Here is a 16,232-nt window from a genome sequence, read left to right on the forward strand (position 1 = left end):
GCCCCATGTCCGTCCTGCGCGACCTGCGCATCCTTGTGCGCTTCCGGGACTTCAGGCGCCTGCTCTCCGTACGGCTGCTGTCCCAGGGGGCCGACGGCGTCTATCAGGTCGGGCTCGCCGCCTACGTCGTCTTCTCCCCGGAGAAGCAGACCTCCGCCGCCGCGATCGCCTCGGCCATGGCCGTGCTGCTTCTGCCGTACTCCCTCGTCGGCCCCTTCGCGGGCGCTCTGCTGGACCGCTGGCGACGCCGTCAGGTCTTCCTGTACGGCAATCTGCTGCGCGCCCTGCTGGCCTGCGGGACGGCCGTCCTGATGGCGAGCCAGGTCCCCAGCTGGCTCTTCTATGTCTCCGCGCTGTGTGTGACCGGGGTCAACCGCTTCGTGCTCGCGGGGCTGTCCGCGGCACTGCCCCATGTGGTCGACGACAAGCGGCTGGTGATGGCCAACTCGCTCTCCCCGACGGCCGGCACACTCGCCGCGACGGCGGGCGGGGGACTCGCCTTCGCCGTGCGCCTGGTGGCCGGGGACTCCCATGCCGCGGTGGTGCTGCTGGGCGCGGCCCTGTATCTGGGCTCGGCCCTCGCGTCGCTGCGCCTGGCGCCGGGGTTGCTGGGCCCCGACCGTGAGTCGGTGCCGACACGACTGGGCACCGCCCTCATCGACGCCGCCCGCGATCTGGGTGCGGGGGTACGCCATCTCCTGACACCCCCACGCCGGGATGCCGCCCGGGCGCTCGCCGCGATGACACTCATGCGGTTCTGCTACGGCGCACTGCTCGTCCTGGTACTGATGCTCTGCCGCTACGCCCTGTCCTCGGACTCGGCCCATGGACTCGCCCTGCTGGGGCTGGCTCTGGGGGTGTCCGGCGCCGGGTTCTTCGCAGCCGCCGTGGTGACACCGTGGGCTACGGGACGTCTCGGAGCGAACCGCTGGATCACCCTGTGCGCCGCGATCGCTGCGGTCCTGGAGCCCGCCCTCGGCCTTCCGTTCGCCACCGCTCCCATGCTTGCCGCGGCCTTCGTGCTGGGGCTGATCACACAAGGCGCAAAGATCGCCACAGACACGATCGTCCAGCATTCGGTCGAGGACGCCTTCCGAGGCCGGATCTTCTCCGTCTATGACGTGCTCTTCAACATCGCCTTCGTCGGCGCTGCCGCGGTCGCCTCGCTGATACTGCCTCCCGACGGCCGCTCCGCCACCCTGGTGATCGTTGTCGCCGTCATCTACGCGGCGACCGCTGTGGCCATGTCCCGCTCCGAGCGCCGGTGACGTAGCGAAGGAGGGCGATGTTTCACGTGAAACGTCGCCCTCCCGTTCGCCTGGGGTTGTGTTTCACGTGAAACACAACCTCGATTCCCTGCCTCAGCCCTGCTCGGTCCACCACTCCTTGAGCGCCGACACCGCGGCATCGTGCTCCATCGGGCCGTTCTCCAAGCGGAGCTCCAGAAGGAACTTGTACGCGTGGCCGACGACCGGGCCGGGGCGGACGCCCAGGATTTCCATGATCTGGTTGCCGTCCAGCGCAGGGCGGATCGCATCCAGCTCCTCCTGCTCCTGAAGCTGGGCGATGCGCTCCTCCAGGCCGTCGTAGGCACGGGAGAGCGCGGCAGCCTTGCGCTTGTTACGAGTGGTGCAGTCGGACCGGGTCAGCTTGTGAAGGCGGTCCAGAAGCGGGCCCGCATCACGGACGTAGCGGCGCACAGCGGAGTCCGTCCACTCACCGGTGCCATACCCGTGGAACCGCAGATGGAGTTCAACGAGACGTGAGACGTCCTTCACCAGCTCATTGGGATACTTCAGCTCCATCATCCGCTTTTTGGTCATCTTGGCGCCGACCACTTCATGATGATGGAAGGAGACCCGGCCGTCCTTCTCGAAGCGCCGCGTCTTCGGCTTCCCGATGTCATGCAGCAGCGCGGCCAGCCGCAGGGCCAGATCGGGCTCGCCCTCCTCCAGCGCCATCGCCTGTTCCAGCACGATCAGCGTGTGGTCATAGACGTCCTTGTGCCGGTGGTGCTCATCGCGCTCCAGCCGCAATGCGGGGAGCTCCGGCAGGACATGATCGGCGAGCCCCGTCTGGACCAGCAGCGTCAGACCCTTGCGCGGGTGGGTGGAAAGGATCAGCTTGTTCAGCTCGTCCCGCACACGTTCGGCGGAGACGATCTCCAACCGCTCGGCCATCTCCTGCATGGCCGTGACGACCTCAGGAGCGACCTCGAAGTCCAGCTGGGCCGCGAAGCGGGCGGCCCGCATCATCCGCAGCGGATCGTCCGAGAACGACTCCTCGGGCGTCCCCGGAGTACGCAGCACCCGGGCCGCAAGGTCGTCGAGCCCGCCATAGGGGTCGACGAACTCCTTCTCCGGCAGCGCGACAGCCATCGCGTTGACGGTGAAGTCGCGTCGGACCAGATCCTCCGCGATGGAGTCGCCGTAGGACACCTCGGGCTTGCGCGAGGTCCGGTCGTACGCCTCGGACCGGTAGGTCGTCACCTCGATCTCAAAGCGCTGGACGGCGTCCCCGACGCGCGCGTCCTTCTGCGCCCCGACCGTCCCGAAGGCGATACCGACCTCCCAGGTGGCATCGGCCCATGGCCTCACGATCTTCAGGACGTCCTCGGGGCGGGCATCGGTCGTGAAGTCCAGATCGTTGCCGAGCCGGCCGAGAAGGGCGTCCCGCACCGAGCCTCCGACCAGGGCGAGCGTGAACCCGGCCTCCTGGAAACGGCGGGCGAGATCGTCGGCGACAGGCGACACCCGCAGCAGTTCACTCACCGCGCGGCGCTGCACCTGACTCAGGGCACTGGCATTGTCTTCGTTGGCGTTCGGCACAGCAGAAAAGGGTACGTGGCCCTGGCCACGGCGGGCGCCCCCATTAAATGCGCGGGGATATCCCACCCGGACGCTTCCCGGGATACTCGGACATAAAGGGTGGCTCGGCGTCCATTCCTGATCTTGGGGCATGGACCCTGGCACTTCCTTTCCCCGCACATCGTTACCATGCGTGGACGCACATTCCGACGACCATTGACGACCATTGACGACGAGGGACGGGCGAGCGCGTGGCCGAGGCGGCAGACTTCCAGGGGATGAGTTCCTCACCTGCCCGCCGGTGGGTCCGGCGCACCGGAGCACTACTCGCGGGGGCGCCCCTGTTGACCGGCCTGCTGCAACTTCCCGCGGGTCCGGTGGCGCACGCCGCGGAGAAGGCCGCCCCGGCGGAGGCGGGCGGTTCCCGCACGGTGAACATCTCCCTCGACTCGCTCAGCCCCAGTGCACCGGTCGAAGGCGACACCCTGACCGTGTCCGGCACCATCACCAACAACAGCAAGCAGACCGTCCAGGCCGCCCATGTGGGTCTGCGGATCGGCCCCAGCCCCCTGAGCAGCCGTTCGGCCATCGACGACGCCACCCGGCGCACCGGCTTTCTGCCCGGCGTCGACGGCGCCGAGGTCGGCGGCAAGTACACCGAAGATGTCACCAAGCTCACCCCGGGCAGCTCGCAGACTTTCAGCATCTCCGTGCCCGTCAAGAAGCTGGACCTCGGCAACGACGGCGTCTACGAGCTCGGTGTCTCGCTCTCCGGTCAGACCTCCGCTCAGCCGTACGAGCAGGTGCTCGGCATCCAGAGGACCTTCCTCCCCTGGGATCCCGACGGCAATGCGGCCAGGACGAAGACGACCTATCTGTGGCCCCTGATCTCCTCCGTGCACATGACCGCGGAGACGCTTCCCAACCAGCAACAGACCCCCGTCTTCCAGAACGACGACCTGGCCAAGGAGATCTCTCCGGGCGGACGCCTCGCCCAGCTGCTGTCACAGGGCAAGGACCTGGACGTCACCTGGGTGATCGACCCGGACCTGCTCGCCTCCGTGGATGCGATGACGGGGAGCTACAGCATCAAGGGCGAGGGTGACGCCGTCACGGCCGGCAAGAAGCAGGCCCTCGCCAAGAAGTGGCTCGCCGAGCTCCAGAAGGCGGTCGAGAACAAAGAGGTCGTCGCCCTCCCCTTCGCCGACCCCGACCTGGCCTCGCTCGCGCACAACGGCAAGAACGTCACCGGCTCCCTGAGTCACCTCAAGGACGCCACGGATGTGGCGGCGAGCACCGTGGAGACCATCCTTCATGTGAAACCCGACACGGACTTCGCCTGGCCCGTGGACGGCGCGCTCGACCCCTCGATCGTCAAGGTCGCCACCTCCGCGGGCGCAGACAAGGTGATCGCCCGCAGCGACAGCCTGCGGGACGACGGCCTGTCCTACACCCCCACCGCCGCGCGCCCCATCGGGGCCGGCACCACGGCCGTGGTCGCGGACGACGGACTGTCGACGGCCTTCGAGGACGACATGTCCCAGGCCGGTGACTCCACGCTCGCCGTGCAGAAGTTCCTCGCCCAGAGCCTGATGATCACCTTGCAGGAGCCCGGCAAGTACCGCAGCGTCGTCGTCGCTCCGCAGCGGATGCCGTCCACGAGCCAGGCCCAGGCGATGGCACAGGCGATGACCGCCCTGCAGAGCAGCCCCTGGTCGCAGTCCGCCGATCTGTCCGCCGCCGCCGAGGCCAAACCGGACCCGGGGGCCACCACCAAGGTGCCGTCCTCGTCCCGTTACCCCTCCTCGCTGCGCAAGGCGGAACGGCCGCAGTCGGCGTTCCAGCAGATCGAGGACACCCAGAACGAGCTCGACGGCTTCAAGGTGATCCTCAAGGACCCCGCACGGGTCGTCACCCCCTTCGGACGGGCCATAGACCGCTCCATGTCCACCTCCTGGCGCGGTCAGGCCACCGGGGCATCGGTCTTCCGCCAGGACGTGGAGTCCTACCTCAGGCTGCTCACCGATCAGGTCCGGCTGATCCCCAAGTCCGAGACCAAGCTCTCGGGCCGCAGCGCCACGATCCCGGTGACCGTGCAGAACAACCTGATGCAAGGGGTCGACCACCTGGTCCTGCGACTCACCTCGCAGCAGCCGACCCGTCTGAAGATCGGCAACGGTCCCTACTACGAGCAGCAGATCACCGTCGCGGGCGGGCACAGCCAGTCCGTGAAGTTCACCACCACGGCCAACGCCAACGGCCGGGCCGCCGTCGTCGCCCAGCTCTTCACCGAGGACGGTCAGGCGTACGGCCCCGCGGTGACCTTCGATGTGAACGTCACAGAGATCACGCCTACGGTGATGCTGGTCATCGCGGGCGGCGTCCTGCTGCTGGTACTTGCCGGGTTCCGCATGTACACCCAGCGCAAGAGGCTGGCCGCGCAGCAGGCGCAGGAGCAGGACGAGGAGCAGGACGGTGGCCCCGGGGACCCGGACGCCTCCCCGGAGGACGGGGGGCCGAAGGGGCCCACAGACGGTGCCGTGGATACTGCGGACGCCGAGAAGTCTGCGCAGGTGTCCGACCAGGATTCGGGCTCGAAGACCGGGGCGGACGCCCCCGAGCAGCCGAGTGACCCGGCCCCGGACACCGCACCGGAAAGCACCGACCCGTCCGGCACGGGTGAGAGAGTGAACCGTTGAGCGATGTCGTGGCCGGTGGGCCCGGTGACAATGAGGTGGGGAACCATGAACGCGCCGTACGACGGTGACCGCGGCCCAGGGGCCGCGGGCAGCTCGGGCTACCCAGACGGCCCGCCGCCGCACGAGCCCGGCCGGGTGCCCGAGGAGCCCCCGGCCGACATGTATCTCCGGGACCGTGCCGTGCGCCCCCCGGCGCCCGGCGGCCACCAGCCGCAGCAGCCGCAGTACGCCCAGCCGCCGACGCCGCCGCACGCCCAGGACCCCCGTGTCTGGACCAGGACGTCCACGACAGAGCCGGAGGGGCCCTCGCAGTACCCGCCGTTCGGAGACGACCCCCGTACGGCGTTGATGGGCGCCGACGACCGGGTCGCCCGGGCCGGCGACAACCCCGGGCAGGACGCCTTCGCCCATCTCTTCCAGGACCAGCAGCAGGGCGGTCGGCCGTACATGGAGCAGTCGTCCGTCTCCGGGGCGGGCCCCGCGCCGTCCCCGGGCCAGGGCCCGGCGGGACCCTATCCAGGGCCTGCCTACGCCCCTGCGGCCGCGCAGGACCGGTCCTACGCCCCGGCGGCTCCACCGGCCGCCGCGCCGGCACCGGAGGCCGTTCCCCCGGCGAAGAAGGGCGGGCGGGCCTCCAATCTGCTGCAGTCCAGCGCCGTGATGGCGGCGGGCACGATGGTCTCCCGTCTCACCGGCTTCGTCCGCTCCGCGCTGATCGTCTCGGCACTGGGCATCGGCCTCCTCGGCGACACCTTCCAGGTGTCCTACCAGCTGCCGACGATGATCTACATCCTCACCGTCGGCGGCGGTCTGAACTCCGTCTTCGTGCCGCAGCTCGTGCGGGCCATGAAGGAGGACGACGACGGGGGCGAGGCCTATGCCAACCGGCTGCTCACCCTGGTCATGGTGGCGCTGGGCGCGCTCACCGCGATCATGCTCTTCGCCGCGCCGCTGCTGATCCGCCTGTTGTCCGACCCGGTCGCCGGTGACCCGGCGGCCAATGAGGTCGCCATCACCTTCGTGCGCTACTTCCTGCCCTCGATCTTCTTCATGGGCATCCATGTGGTGATGGGGCAGATCCTCAACGCCCGCGGGAAGTTCGGCGCGATGATGTGGACCCCGGTCCTCAACAACATCGTCATCATCGTGACGCTCTCCCTGTTCATCTGGGTGTACGGCACCGCCGCGCACTCGGGCATGAAGGTCACAAACATCCCGCCGGAGGGCCAGCGCCTGCTCGGCGTCGGTGTGCTCCTCGGACTGGTGGTCCAGGCGCTCGCGATGATCCCGTATCTGCGGGAGACCGGGTTCCGGCTGCGGCTGCGCTTCGACTGGAAGGGCCACGGCCTCGGCAAGGCCGCGACGCTGGCCAAGTGGACCATCCTCTTCGTTCTCGCCAACCAGGCCGGCGCGATCGTCGTGACCCAGCTGTCCACCGCCGCCGGCAAGCGTTCGGTCGACGGCACCGGCTTCGCCGCCTACGCCAACGCCCAGCTGATCTGGGGCCTCCCGCAGGCGATCATCACGGTCTCCCTGATGGCCGCGCTGCTGCCGCGGATCTCGCGCTCCGCCGCAGAGAACGACGGTGGTGCCGTCCGCGACGACATCTCCCAGGGCCTGCGGACGACGGCGGTCGCCATCGTGCCGATCGCCTTCGGATTCGTCTCGCTCGGCATCCCGATGTGCACCCTGATCTTCGGCGGCTCCGGGACCGCAGCCGCCACCAACATGGGCTACATGCTGATGGCCTTCGGTCTCGGCCTCATTCCGTACTCCGTGCAGTACGTGGTGCTCCGGGCCTTCTACGCGTATGAAGACACCCGCACCCCCTTCTACAACACGGTCATCGTGGCCGTGGTGAACGCGGGTGCCTCGGCACTCTGCTACGTCCTGCTCCCGGACCGCTGGTCCGTGGTCGGGATGGCCGCCGCCTACGGCCTCGCGTACGCGATCGGCGTCGGAGTGGCCTGGGCCCGGCTGCGCAAGCGGCTGGGCGGCGATCTGGACGGTGCCCGGGTGCTGCGCACCTACGCACGGCTGGGGATCGCCTCGGTACCCGCCGCTCTGCTCAGCGGCGCGGCATGCTATGAAATCGGCCAGACGCTGGGCCAGGGCGTCGTCGGTTCGCTCGCCGCCCTGCTCGGCGGTGGAGCACTGCTTCTGGGCGTCTTCTATGTGGCAGCACGGAAGATGCGTATCGAAGAACTCAACTCGATGGTCGGCATGGTCCGCGGGCGCCTGGGGCGCTGAGGCGGGGGTACGCGCACAACCATCGTCCGTCGTCGTGTGTCGTGCATAGCGGCGGACTGTGGGCACAATTGGTTTCTGCGTCGGACAGCGCGCAATGGATGGGGAGGCAGGGACGACGGTGGCGGAACGGAGCACGGCTGCCGTCGGCGTGGCAGAGAACAGCGGTGTAGAGCCGCTGGCCGCCAAGGCGGACCAGTCCACGTCCGACGGGGTGGCCCAGGACCGGGAGCGGGAAACGGACGGCGACGAGGCACAGGGGGGCGGCGGGGCCGAGTATTCCGGCACGACGTCACCGACCGAGCTGCACAGCGGTCACAAACTTGCCAGGCGGTACCGACTCGAGGAGTGCCTCACCCGTCTGGACGGATTCAGCAGCTGGCGTGCGGTGGACGAGAAGCTCCGCCGCGCCGTCGGTGTGCACCTCCTCCCAGCGGATCACGCACGAGCCCGGTCCGTACTGGCTGCGGCACGATCCGCCGCACTGCTGGGGGACCCCCGCTTCGTCCAGGTCCTGGACGCGGTGGAGGAGAACGACCTGGTCTATGTGGTGCACGAATGGCTTCCTGATGCCACCGAGCTGACCACACTGCTCGCGAGCGGACCGCTGGAGGCGCACGACGCCTACCAGATGGTCACCCAGGTCTCCCAGGCGATGGCCGCCGCGCACCGCGAGGGCCTGGCCCATCTGCGTCTGAACCCCGGGACCGTGCTGCGCACCTCCTCCGGTCAGTGGCGCATCCGGGGGCTCGCGGTGAACGCCGCGCTGCGCGGCATCGACTCCGACACCCCGCAGCGCACCGACACGGAAGCCATCGGCGCGCTGCTGTACGCGGCGCTCACCCAGCGCTGGCCCTACGAGGTCGACGCGTACGGGCTCTCCGGGCTGCCCAAGGACGTCGGTCTGATCGCCCCCGACCAGGTGCGCGCCGGTGTCCACCGTGGTCTGTCCGAACTGGCGATGCGCGCGCTGGCCAACGACGGCGCCACCGCCTCCCGCCATGAGTCCCCGTGCACCACGCCCGAGGACCTGGTGAAGGCGATCGGCGAGATGCCCCGCATCCGCCCGCCGGAGCCGGCGTTCACGGCGCCGCCCGAGTACCAGCGCACGACCTATCAGCAGGGCACCTACGGCCGCCCCGCGCCCCACCCGGGTGCCACCCAGCCGGTGCCCACCCCTCCGGCGCCGCTCCAGAGCCGCACCGGCAAGGCCCTCAAGTGGGCTGTGTCGGCTCTGCTGATCGCGGCACTGGGACTGGTCAGCTGGCAGCTCGCCGAGACGCTCATGCACCACGACAAGCCCGAGAACACCGACCAGACCCAGACGACGGACGGCAACGACAAGAACGACGAGAAGCCGAAACCGACGGCCAAGCCGCTCAAGATCGAGGCCGCGCAGGAGTATGTCGCCGAGGGTGACGCCCAGGCGGCGGGCGACGTGGACAAGACCTACGACAACGACCCCTCCAGCTACTGGCGGACCAAGTACTACATCGACGGTCCGGAAATGAAGATCAAGCCTGGTGTCGGTATCGCCTACGACCTCGGCTCCGCCCAGACGGTCTCGGCCGCGTCGATAGGGCTGCGGTATCCCGGCGACCACACCACGATCACGCTGTACGCGACGAATTCCTTGAGTTCCTCGACCCCGGTGAGCTCGATGACCAAGCTGGGGACGTTGACGACGACCGGGACCTCCCCGACGATCAAGGTCACCAAGCAGGAGAAGACCCGGTACGTGCTCCTGTGGATCACCGCCATGCCGTACGCGGGTAAGGACGGCTACAGCAGTGCCGGCTACAAACAGGCCGTCACCGACGTGAAATTCATGGACTGAGCACGTTCGGGGGGGGAGAGGTCCGATGGCGGATGGTGCCGTGTACGGCGACTCGAGCGATCAGGACCTCCTCGCCCTTCATGTCGAGGGCGACCCCGACGCCTTCGGTGAGCTTGTGCGGCGCCACCGGGACCGGCTCTGGGCGGTGGCGCTGCGGACGCTGGGGGACCGCGAGGAGGCAGCGGACGCCGTCCAGGACGCCCTTGTCTCCGCCTACCGGGCCGCCCACACCTTTCGCGGCCGGTCGGCCGTCACAACCTGGCTGCACCGGATCACGGTGAACGCCTGTCTGGACCGCGCCCGTAAGGCGGCGTCCAGAAGGACCTCACCCGTCGACGACACGGAACGGCTGGAGCAGCTCCTGGAGCCGTATGAATCGGCGTCCGCTCCGGCCGAGCGCAACGATCTGCACCGCGAACTCCTGGAAGCCCTGGCCACCCTGCCGGCCGACCAGCGGGCCGCCCTCGTCCTGGTGGACATGCAGGGCTACCCCGTGGCCGAGGCCGCCCGCATCCTCCGTGTGCCGCCCGGGACGGTGAAGAGCCGCTGTGCCCGCGGCAGAGCAAGACTGCTGCCGCTGCTCACCCATCTGCGCACAGCGAGCGGCGGCAAAGACGACAGGGACGGCAAGAACACAGCCCGCGGACGGAACCGGACGCAGGGGGCAACCGTCCCACCCGCAGCAGGACCACGGGATGCAGGACCAAGCGATTCAGCTGCTGTGAAGGGCGGAGGTGGGCGAGCGTGACATCCATGGCCGACACAGCCGAGCACCCGGACGTCGAGGAGCTTTCCGACCTCAGCGAAGGCCTCCTGTCGCTCTCACGGACCGCAGACGTGCGGCGGCATCTGGACGGCTGTCCCCTCTGCGCCGACGTGTACGACTCCCTCACGGAGCTTCGGGGCCTTCTGGGCGCCCTGCCAGGGCCTCCCCGGATGCCCGACGACGTGGCGGACCGGATCAGCGCGGCGCTCGCCTCCGAGCCACGGCCGCATGCGAACGCTGCCGATACGGCGGACGGCTCCACACCCAAGCCCCCCGTCCCTCATGTTTCACGTGAAACATTGCCCTCTTCCCCCGTCGACCGTCCCTCGGGAGGGCCTCGTGCGGCCACCGGACCGGGTCGCCCACAGCGCAGGCGCCGCGGTCGCAGGACCGTCGTCCTGGGAGCCGTCATCACGGCCGCGGCCCTGGGAACGGGCACCCTGCTGGTGCAGACGCTGGGCCATGACACGGGCTCGGTCAAGGCCCAGCAGACGGCCTCCCAGCCGCATACCGACGCGGCGCACACCTACTCCGAGGGAACGTTGCAGGGCCAGGTGAGGGACCTGCTCACCGGCGGGACGTCGACGGACGGTGGCTCCAGCAGCGCCCAGTCCTGGGGTATCGAGTCCGACAGCGGTAGGCCGGCATCATCGGGCGAACCGCCGAACAGGCCGCTTCTGGGCTCCGGAGTCACTCTGCCGCAATGCGTCGCGCACGCCCTGCACCAGGATGTGCTCGCCGCAGACAAGGGCGTCTACCGGGGGACCGTCGTCTATCTCGTCGTCACCCCCGACGCCTCCGACGCCTCCAAGGTCACGGCCCATATCGTCGATGCCACCTGCGTGAAGCGGGACTCGGCCTCGACCGGCACGGTGCTGCTGACCCACTCGTACGCCGTTTCCTGAGCGCGACGACACCGGCGGTCGCTCTCCTTGCCGTGCTTGGCATTTCTGTGCGGTGTCCCGTCTCCGTGTGCCCGGGCACGCCGGGAATGCGGGCCCCTTAGGATCCGTTGGGTGGGGTGAGAGAAGAGAGCGCCCCCGCCCGAGCAGCAGCAGTCTCCAGAGACGAGGAATCAAGCCGTGAGCGACGTCCGTAACGTGATCATCATCGGCTCCGGGCCCGCCGGCTACACGGCGGCGCTCTACACCGCTCGCGCGTCACTGAAGCCGCTGGTGTTCGAGGGCGCCGTCACCGCGGGCGGTGCGCTGATGAACACCACCGATGTGGAGAACTTCCCCGGCTTCCAGGACGGCATCATGGGCCCCGAGCTCATGGACAACATGCGTGCGCAGGCCGAACGGTTCGGTGCCGAACTCATTCCGGACGACATCGTCACCGTCGACCTCTCGGGTGAGATCAAGACCGTCACGGACACCGCCGGCACAGTCCACAAGGCGAAGGCCGTCATCGTCGCCACGGGCTCCCAGCACCGCAAGCTGGGCCTGCCCAACGAGGACGCGCTGTCCGGCCGCGGTGTCTCCTGGTGTGCCACCTGCGACGGCTTCTTCTTCAAGGACCAGGACATCGCCGTGATCGGCGGCGGCGACACCGCGATGGAAGAGGCCACCTTCCTCTCCCGCTTCGCCAAGTCCGTCACGATCGTCCACCGCCGTGACTCCCTGCGCGCCTCCAAGGCCATGCAGGAGCGCGCCTTCGCCGACCCGAAGATCAAGTTCGTCTGGGACAGCGAGGTCGCCGAGATCAAGGGCGACCCGAAGCTGGAGGGTCTGGCGCTGCGCAACCTGAAGAGCGGTGAGATCAGTGAGCTGCCGGTGACCGGTCTGTTCATCGCGATCGGACACGACCCGCGCACCGAGCTCTTCAAGGGCCAGCTCGACCTCGACGAGGAGGGCTACCTCAAGGTGGAGGCCCCCTCGACCCGGACCAACCTCACGGGTGTCTTCGGCGCCGGTGACGTGGTCGACCACACCTACCGCCAGGCGATCACTGCGGCCGGCACCGGCTGCTCCGCCGCCCTGGACGCCGAACGCTTCCTCGCCGCTCTCGCTGACAGCGAGCAGCATGCCGAGGCCGAGGCGTCCACCGTCTGACCCCCTCTCCCCCCACCGCATACAGAGTTAAGGAGCCCGCTGTGGCCGGCACCCTGAAGAACGTGACCGATTCTTCCTTCGAGCAGGACGTCCTCAAGAGCGACAAGCCCGTCCTGGTGGACTTCTGGGCCGCGTGGTGCGGCCCGTGCCGTCAGATCGCCCCGTCGCTCGAGGCGATCGCCGCCGAGTACGGCGACAAGCTCGAGGTCGTGAAGCTCAACATCGACGAAAACCCGGCCACGGCCGCCAAGTACGGCGTGATGTCGATCCCGACCCTGAACGTCTACCAGGGTGGTGAGGTCGCCAAGACCATCGTCGGCGCCAAGCCGAAGGCCGCGATCGTCCGCGACCTCGAGGACTTCATCGCCGAGTAAACGGGCGATGCCGCTCCGACGACGCGGCAATGTTTCACGTGAAACGTGTATGGGCCGACCCTTGAGGGTCGGCCCATACACGTAAGTGAGGTACAGCAACCGTCGTCACAGCGGTCGCAGCGCCGGCTCCTTCTGGACGGCACCCAGCAGGCGGTCCAGCGCCAACTCGACATCTTCCTTCCAGGACAGCGTCGACCGCAGCTCCAGCCTCAGCCGTGGGTAGGTCGGGTGCGGGCGAACCGTTTTGAAGCCCACCGCCAGAAGGTGTTCGGCGGGCAGCAGACATGCCGGCTCTTTCCAACGGGCATCGCCGAAAGCCTCGATCGCCTTGAATCCGTGCCTCAAGAGGTCCTTGGCCACTGTCTGGACCATCACGCGGCCGAGACCCTGCCCCTGATAGCCAGGCATGATGAAGGCGGTCATCAGCTGGACCGCATCCGGTGACACCGGACTCGTGGGAAAAGCCGTGGAGCGCGGGACATAGGCGGGCGGCGCGTACAGCACAAAGCCCACCGGTACATCGTCCACATAGACCACCCGTCCGCAGGACCCCCAGTCCAGCAGAACGGCGGAGATCCATGCCTCCTTCTCCACCGCGGACGTGCCGGCCTTTACCGCGGCCTCACCGCTGACGGGATCCAGCTCCCAGAACACGCACGCGCGACAGCGGTGGGGAACATCCGGAAGGTTGTCCAGCGTGAGCGGTACGAGCCGACGCCCCATGAAGGCAGATCCTCGCTTCCCTCGCCCGCAGCCCCGCGGACGGCTGTCAGAGTGCCCCGCTCCCTGAGCAGGCTGCCGACGAAACCGCCGACCGCTCCCAGGCTCAAGCCCACGGTCACCAGCCCGATACGGCTCATGCTGCGCACGGCCCGCGCCTCCCCTATGAGGTGTCGCCCGGGTGGATGCCTCATACCCGAACGCATCGTATCCATGATGAGATTCCATCGATACCGCATGAAAGCAAAGAGCGGACCGTGTTCCGGTACACACCGGACACGATCCGCTCTGTTGGTCCCGGATCGGAACCCCTCACGCCGCCTGCGGACTCTCAGTCCTCCGGCTCCTCCTCGAAACTCTCGTCCTCCACCAGGCCCTTCTGCAGGACGGGGCCCTCGCCCGGAGCGAGCGTGCCGAGGATTCGCTCAAGGTCGTCCATTGATGCGAACTCGACGGTGATCTTGCCCTTCTTCTGACCGAGGTCGACCTTCACCCGGGTTTCGAAGCGGTCCGAGAGCCTGCCCGCCAGATCACTGAGCGCCGGGGAGACCCGGCCACCGGCACGAGGCCCCTTGGCCCGTGGAGCGCTCTGCGGATGCGACCCCATGAGGGTGACGATCTCCTCGACGGCTCGCACGGAGAGGCCCTCGGCCACGATGCGGTGAGCCAGCCGGTCCTGTTCCTCCGAGTCCTCGACGGACAGCAGGGCCCGGGCGTGTCCTGCGGAGAGCACCCCGGCAGCCACCCGACGCTGCACGGCCGGCGACAGCTTCAGCAGCCTCAGGGTGTTGGAGACCTGTGGGCGCGAACGGCCGATGCGGTCCGCCAGCTGATCATGGGTGCAGTTGAAGTCCTTGAGGAGCTGGTCGTAGGCGGCTGCCTCTTCCAGCGGGTTCAGCTGAGCCCGGTGCAGGTTCTCCAGGAGGGCGTCGAGAAGGAGTTTCTCGTCGTCCGTGGCCCGCACGATCGCCGGGATGAACTCCAGACCGGCCTCACGACAGGCCCGCCAGCGCCGCTCACCCATGATGAGCTCATAGCGCCCGGCAGCGATCTGCCGGACCACGATGGGCTGCAGAAGCCCGACCTCCTTGATGGAGGTGATCAGCTCGGCAAGTGCGTCCTCGTCGAACACCTCACGTGGCTGCCGCGGATTCGGGGTGATCGAGTCAAGGGGCAGTTCCGCGAAGTGAGCGCCGAGGGGAGGTGTGGACACCGGCGCGGCAGCACTTGTCGACGGCTGCTCGGTTTCATGGGCCATAGGCGGAAGCGTGGTCACCTTGGCGACCGCCACTCCCCGGTCCGTCGTCAGTATCGGCGCCGCAGGGGAACCGGAGGTACCGCCCCCTACTCCGGCCGGGGCCGGGGTCCTCTCTCCTGTCGGGGCAGCCGGAATCAGTGCGCCGAGACCACGGCCCAGCCCCCTCCGTCGTTCGCTCACTGGATCCCCTCCACCATGTTCTGCTCCGTCTGGGCGCCGAGGTGGGCCTGCTGTGCGTCGTAGTGGACGCCCGCCCCCCTCAGCGCGATTTCACGTGCCGCCTCAAGATAGGAGAGCGCGCCGCTCGACCCAGGGTCGTAGGTCAGCACCGTCTGTCCATAGCTCGGCGCCTCGGAGATGCGGACGGAGCGCGGAATGCTCGTCCTCAGCACCTCGTCGCCGAAATGGCTGCGCACCTCTTCCGCGACCTGGGACGCCAGGCGCGTCCGGCCGTCGTACATGGTGAGCAGAATGGTCGACACATGCAGGGCGGGGTTGAGGTGCCCCCGCACCAGGTCGACATTGCGCAGCAGCTGTCCCAGGCCCTCCAGCGCGTAGTACTCGCACTGGATCGGGATGAGTACCTCCTGGCCGGCAACCATGGCGTTGACCGTCAGCAGACCGAGTGAGGGCGGGCAGTCGATGAGGATGTAGTCCAGCGGCTGCTCATAGGCCTGGATCGCCCTCTGCAGTCGACTCTCCCTCGCCACCAGAGACACCAGCTCGATCTCCGCACCGGCGAGATCGATGGTGGCGGGGGCGCAGAAGAGGCCCTCGACATCCGGGACCGGCTGAACCACCTCGGCGAGCGGTTTACTGTCGACCAACACGTCATAGATGGAGGGAACTTCGGCGTGATGGTCGATGCCCAGCGCGGTGGACGCATTGCCCTGAGGATCAAGGTCGATCACCAGGACACGAGCACCATGCAGGGCCAGGGACGCGGCAAGATTGACCGTTGTCGTGGTCTTTCCCACCCCGCCCTTCTGGTTGGCGACCACCATGACACGGGTCTGCTCGGGCCGTGGCATGCCTTCGCCGGCGCGACCCAGCGCCTCCATCGCAAGTTGGGCAGCACGACCGATGGGAGTGTCGTCCATCGGGGGCGGTGTTTCACGTGAAACAGCGTCCCCCAATGACTCGGTACGGGGACCGGGGACCGGATCGGTCATCGGTCCCGCAATGTTGGCGTCGGACCGCAAGGATTCACTCTCCTCGACTTCAGGCTCGCAATGAACAGAGCCTCCCATGCCTTCGGGGTCGTGAACCAGTGAGGTCTGGCCTTCTGTGGAGAAATCCACCTCTGTGGACAACTCCGTGCCCCCCACGAGGGGCGCGACGTCAAGGGTGGACGGTTCTCCGAGGGACCCGAGAGGCTTACGTTCGCGGGGTTCGGCCGCGGCGCGGCCGCGACTGATGATGCCGTGCAGCAGTGAGCGACGTTTCACGTGAAACACGATGCACAGCGGC

At 68.3% G+C, this 16,232-nt stretch carries 12 protein-coding genes; 8 read left to right on the forward strand and 4 right to left on the reverse strand.

All coding sequences use genetic code 11. The features are described from left to right. The first annotated feature begins 5 nt into the window (after nt 1-5). Nucleotides 6-1,268, forward strand: coding sequence for an MFS transporter (locus tag CP978_RS17350; protein ID WP_043441997.1), 1,263 nt, complete (start codon nt 6-8; stop codon nt 1,266-1,268). A gap of 93 nt (nt 1,269-1,361) precedes the next feature. Here the strand turns inward: CP978_RS17350 and CP978_RS17355 are convergent, their stop codons facing one another. Then, nucleotides 1,362-2,828 carry a CCA tRNA nucleotidyltransferase gene (locus tag CP978_RS17355; RefSeq protein WP_174498644.1) on the reverse strand — a complete coding sequence of 489 codons (1,467 nt, stop codon included), beginning with the start codon at nt 2,826-2,828 and terminating at the stop codon, nt 1,362-1,364. 230 nt (nt 2,829-3,058) lie between these two features. Here CP978_RS17355 and CP978_RS17360 point away from each other — a divergent pair, with 230 nt between their 5' ends. The 7 genes from CP978_RS17360 (at nt 3,059) to trxA (ending at nt 12,784) form a co-directional block, all read left to right on the forward strand. Beyond that, nucleotides 3,059-5,506: a DUF6049 family protein gene (locus CP978_RS17360; RefSeq protein ID WP_043442001.1), complete on the forward strand. Its 2,448-nt coding sequence runs from the start codon at nt 3,059-3,061 to the stop codon at nt 5,504-5,506. A gap of 45 nt (nt 5,507-5,551) precedes the next feature. Continuing rightward, on the forward strand, nt 5,552-7,756 hold the full coding sequence (murJ, locus tag CP978_RS17365; RefSeq protein WP_043442003.1) for a murein biosynthesis integral membrane protein MurJ: 2,205 nt from the start codon (nt 5,552-5,554) through the stop codon (nt 7,754-7,756). 118 nt (nt 7,757-7,874) lie between these two features. After that, nucleotides 7,875-9,590 (forward strand): protein kinase family protein, encoded by a 1,716-nt coding sequence (locus tag CP978_RS17370; RefSeq protein ID WP_043442004.1) that lies wholly within the window; start codon nt 7,875-7,877, stop codon nt 9,588-9,590. A 25-nt stretch (nt 9,591-9,615) separates the two neighbouring features. Further along, nucleotides 9,616-10,338 (forward strand): RNA polymerase sigma factor SigM, encoded by a 723-nt coding sequence (gene sigM, locus CP978_RS17375; protein WP_043442005.1) that lies wholly within the window; start codon nt 9,616-9,618, stop codon nt 10,336-10,338. Nucleotides 10,339-10,343: 5 nt separating this feature from the next. Beyond that, the gene (locus tag CP978_RS17380; protein ID WP_107070396.1) at nt 10,344-11,261 is read left to right on the forward strand and encodes an anti-sigma factor family protein; all 918 of its coding nucleotides are present in this window, start codon (nt 10,344-10,346) and stop codon (nt 11,259-11,261) included. 177 nt (nt 11,262-11,438) lie between these two features. Further along, on the forward strand, nt 11,439-12,410 hold the full coding sequence (trxB, locus tag CP978_RS17385) for a thioredoxin-disulfide reductase (RefSeq protein ID WP_043442011.1): 972 nt from the start codon (nt 11,439-11,441) through the stop codon (nt 12,408-12,410). Between the two features lie 41 nt (nt 12,411-12,451). Beyond that, nucleotides 12,452-12,784: a thioredoxin gene (gene trxA, locus CP978_RS17390; RefSeq protein ID WP_043442014.1), complete on the forward strand. Its 333-nt coding sequence runs from the start codon at nt 12,452-12,454 to the stop codon at nt 12,782-12,784. A gap of 105 nt (nt 12,785-12,889) precedes the next feature. Here the strand turns inward: trxA and CP978_RS17395 are convergent, their stop codons facing one another. The 3 genes from CP978_RS17395 to CP978_RS17405 form a co-directional block, all read right to left on the reverse strand. Then, entirely contained in the window at nt 12,890-13,507 is a 618-nt protein-coding gene (locus CP978_RS17395) for a GNAT family N-acetyltransferase (RefSeq protein WP_043442017.1), read from the reverse strand. 328 nt (nt 13,508-13,835) lie between these two features. Continuing rightward, a complete protein-coding gene (locus CP978_RS17400; RefSeq protein ID WP_043442020.1) occupies nt 13,836-14,942 on the reverse strand; it encodes a ParB/RepB/Spo0J family partition protein in 1,107 nt (368 codons plus the stop codon). Continuing rightward, entirely contained in the window at nt 14,939-16,012 is a 1,074-nt protein-coding gene (locus CP978_RS17405; protein WP_150478392.1) for a ParA family protein, read from the reverse strand. Before CP978_RS17405 ends, CP978_RS17400 begins: the two co-directional genes overlap by 4 nt. Nucleotides 16,013-16,232 lie beyond the last annotated feature (220 nt).

Source organism: Streptomyces nodosus (assembly GCF_008704995.1).
Taxonomy (GTDB): Bacteria; Actinomycetota; Actinomycetes; order Streptomycetales; family Streptomycetaceae; genus Streptomyces; species Streptomyces nodosus.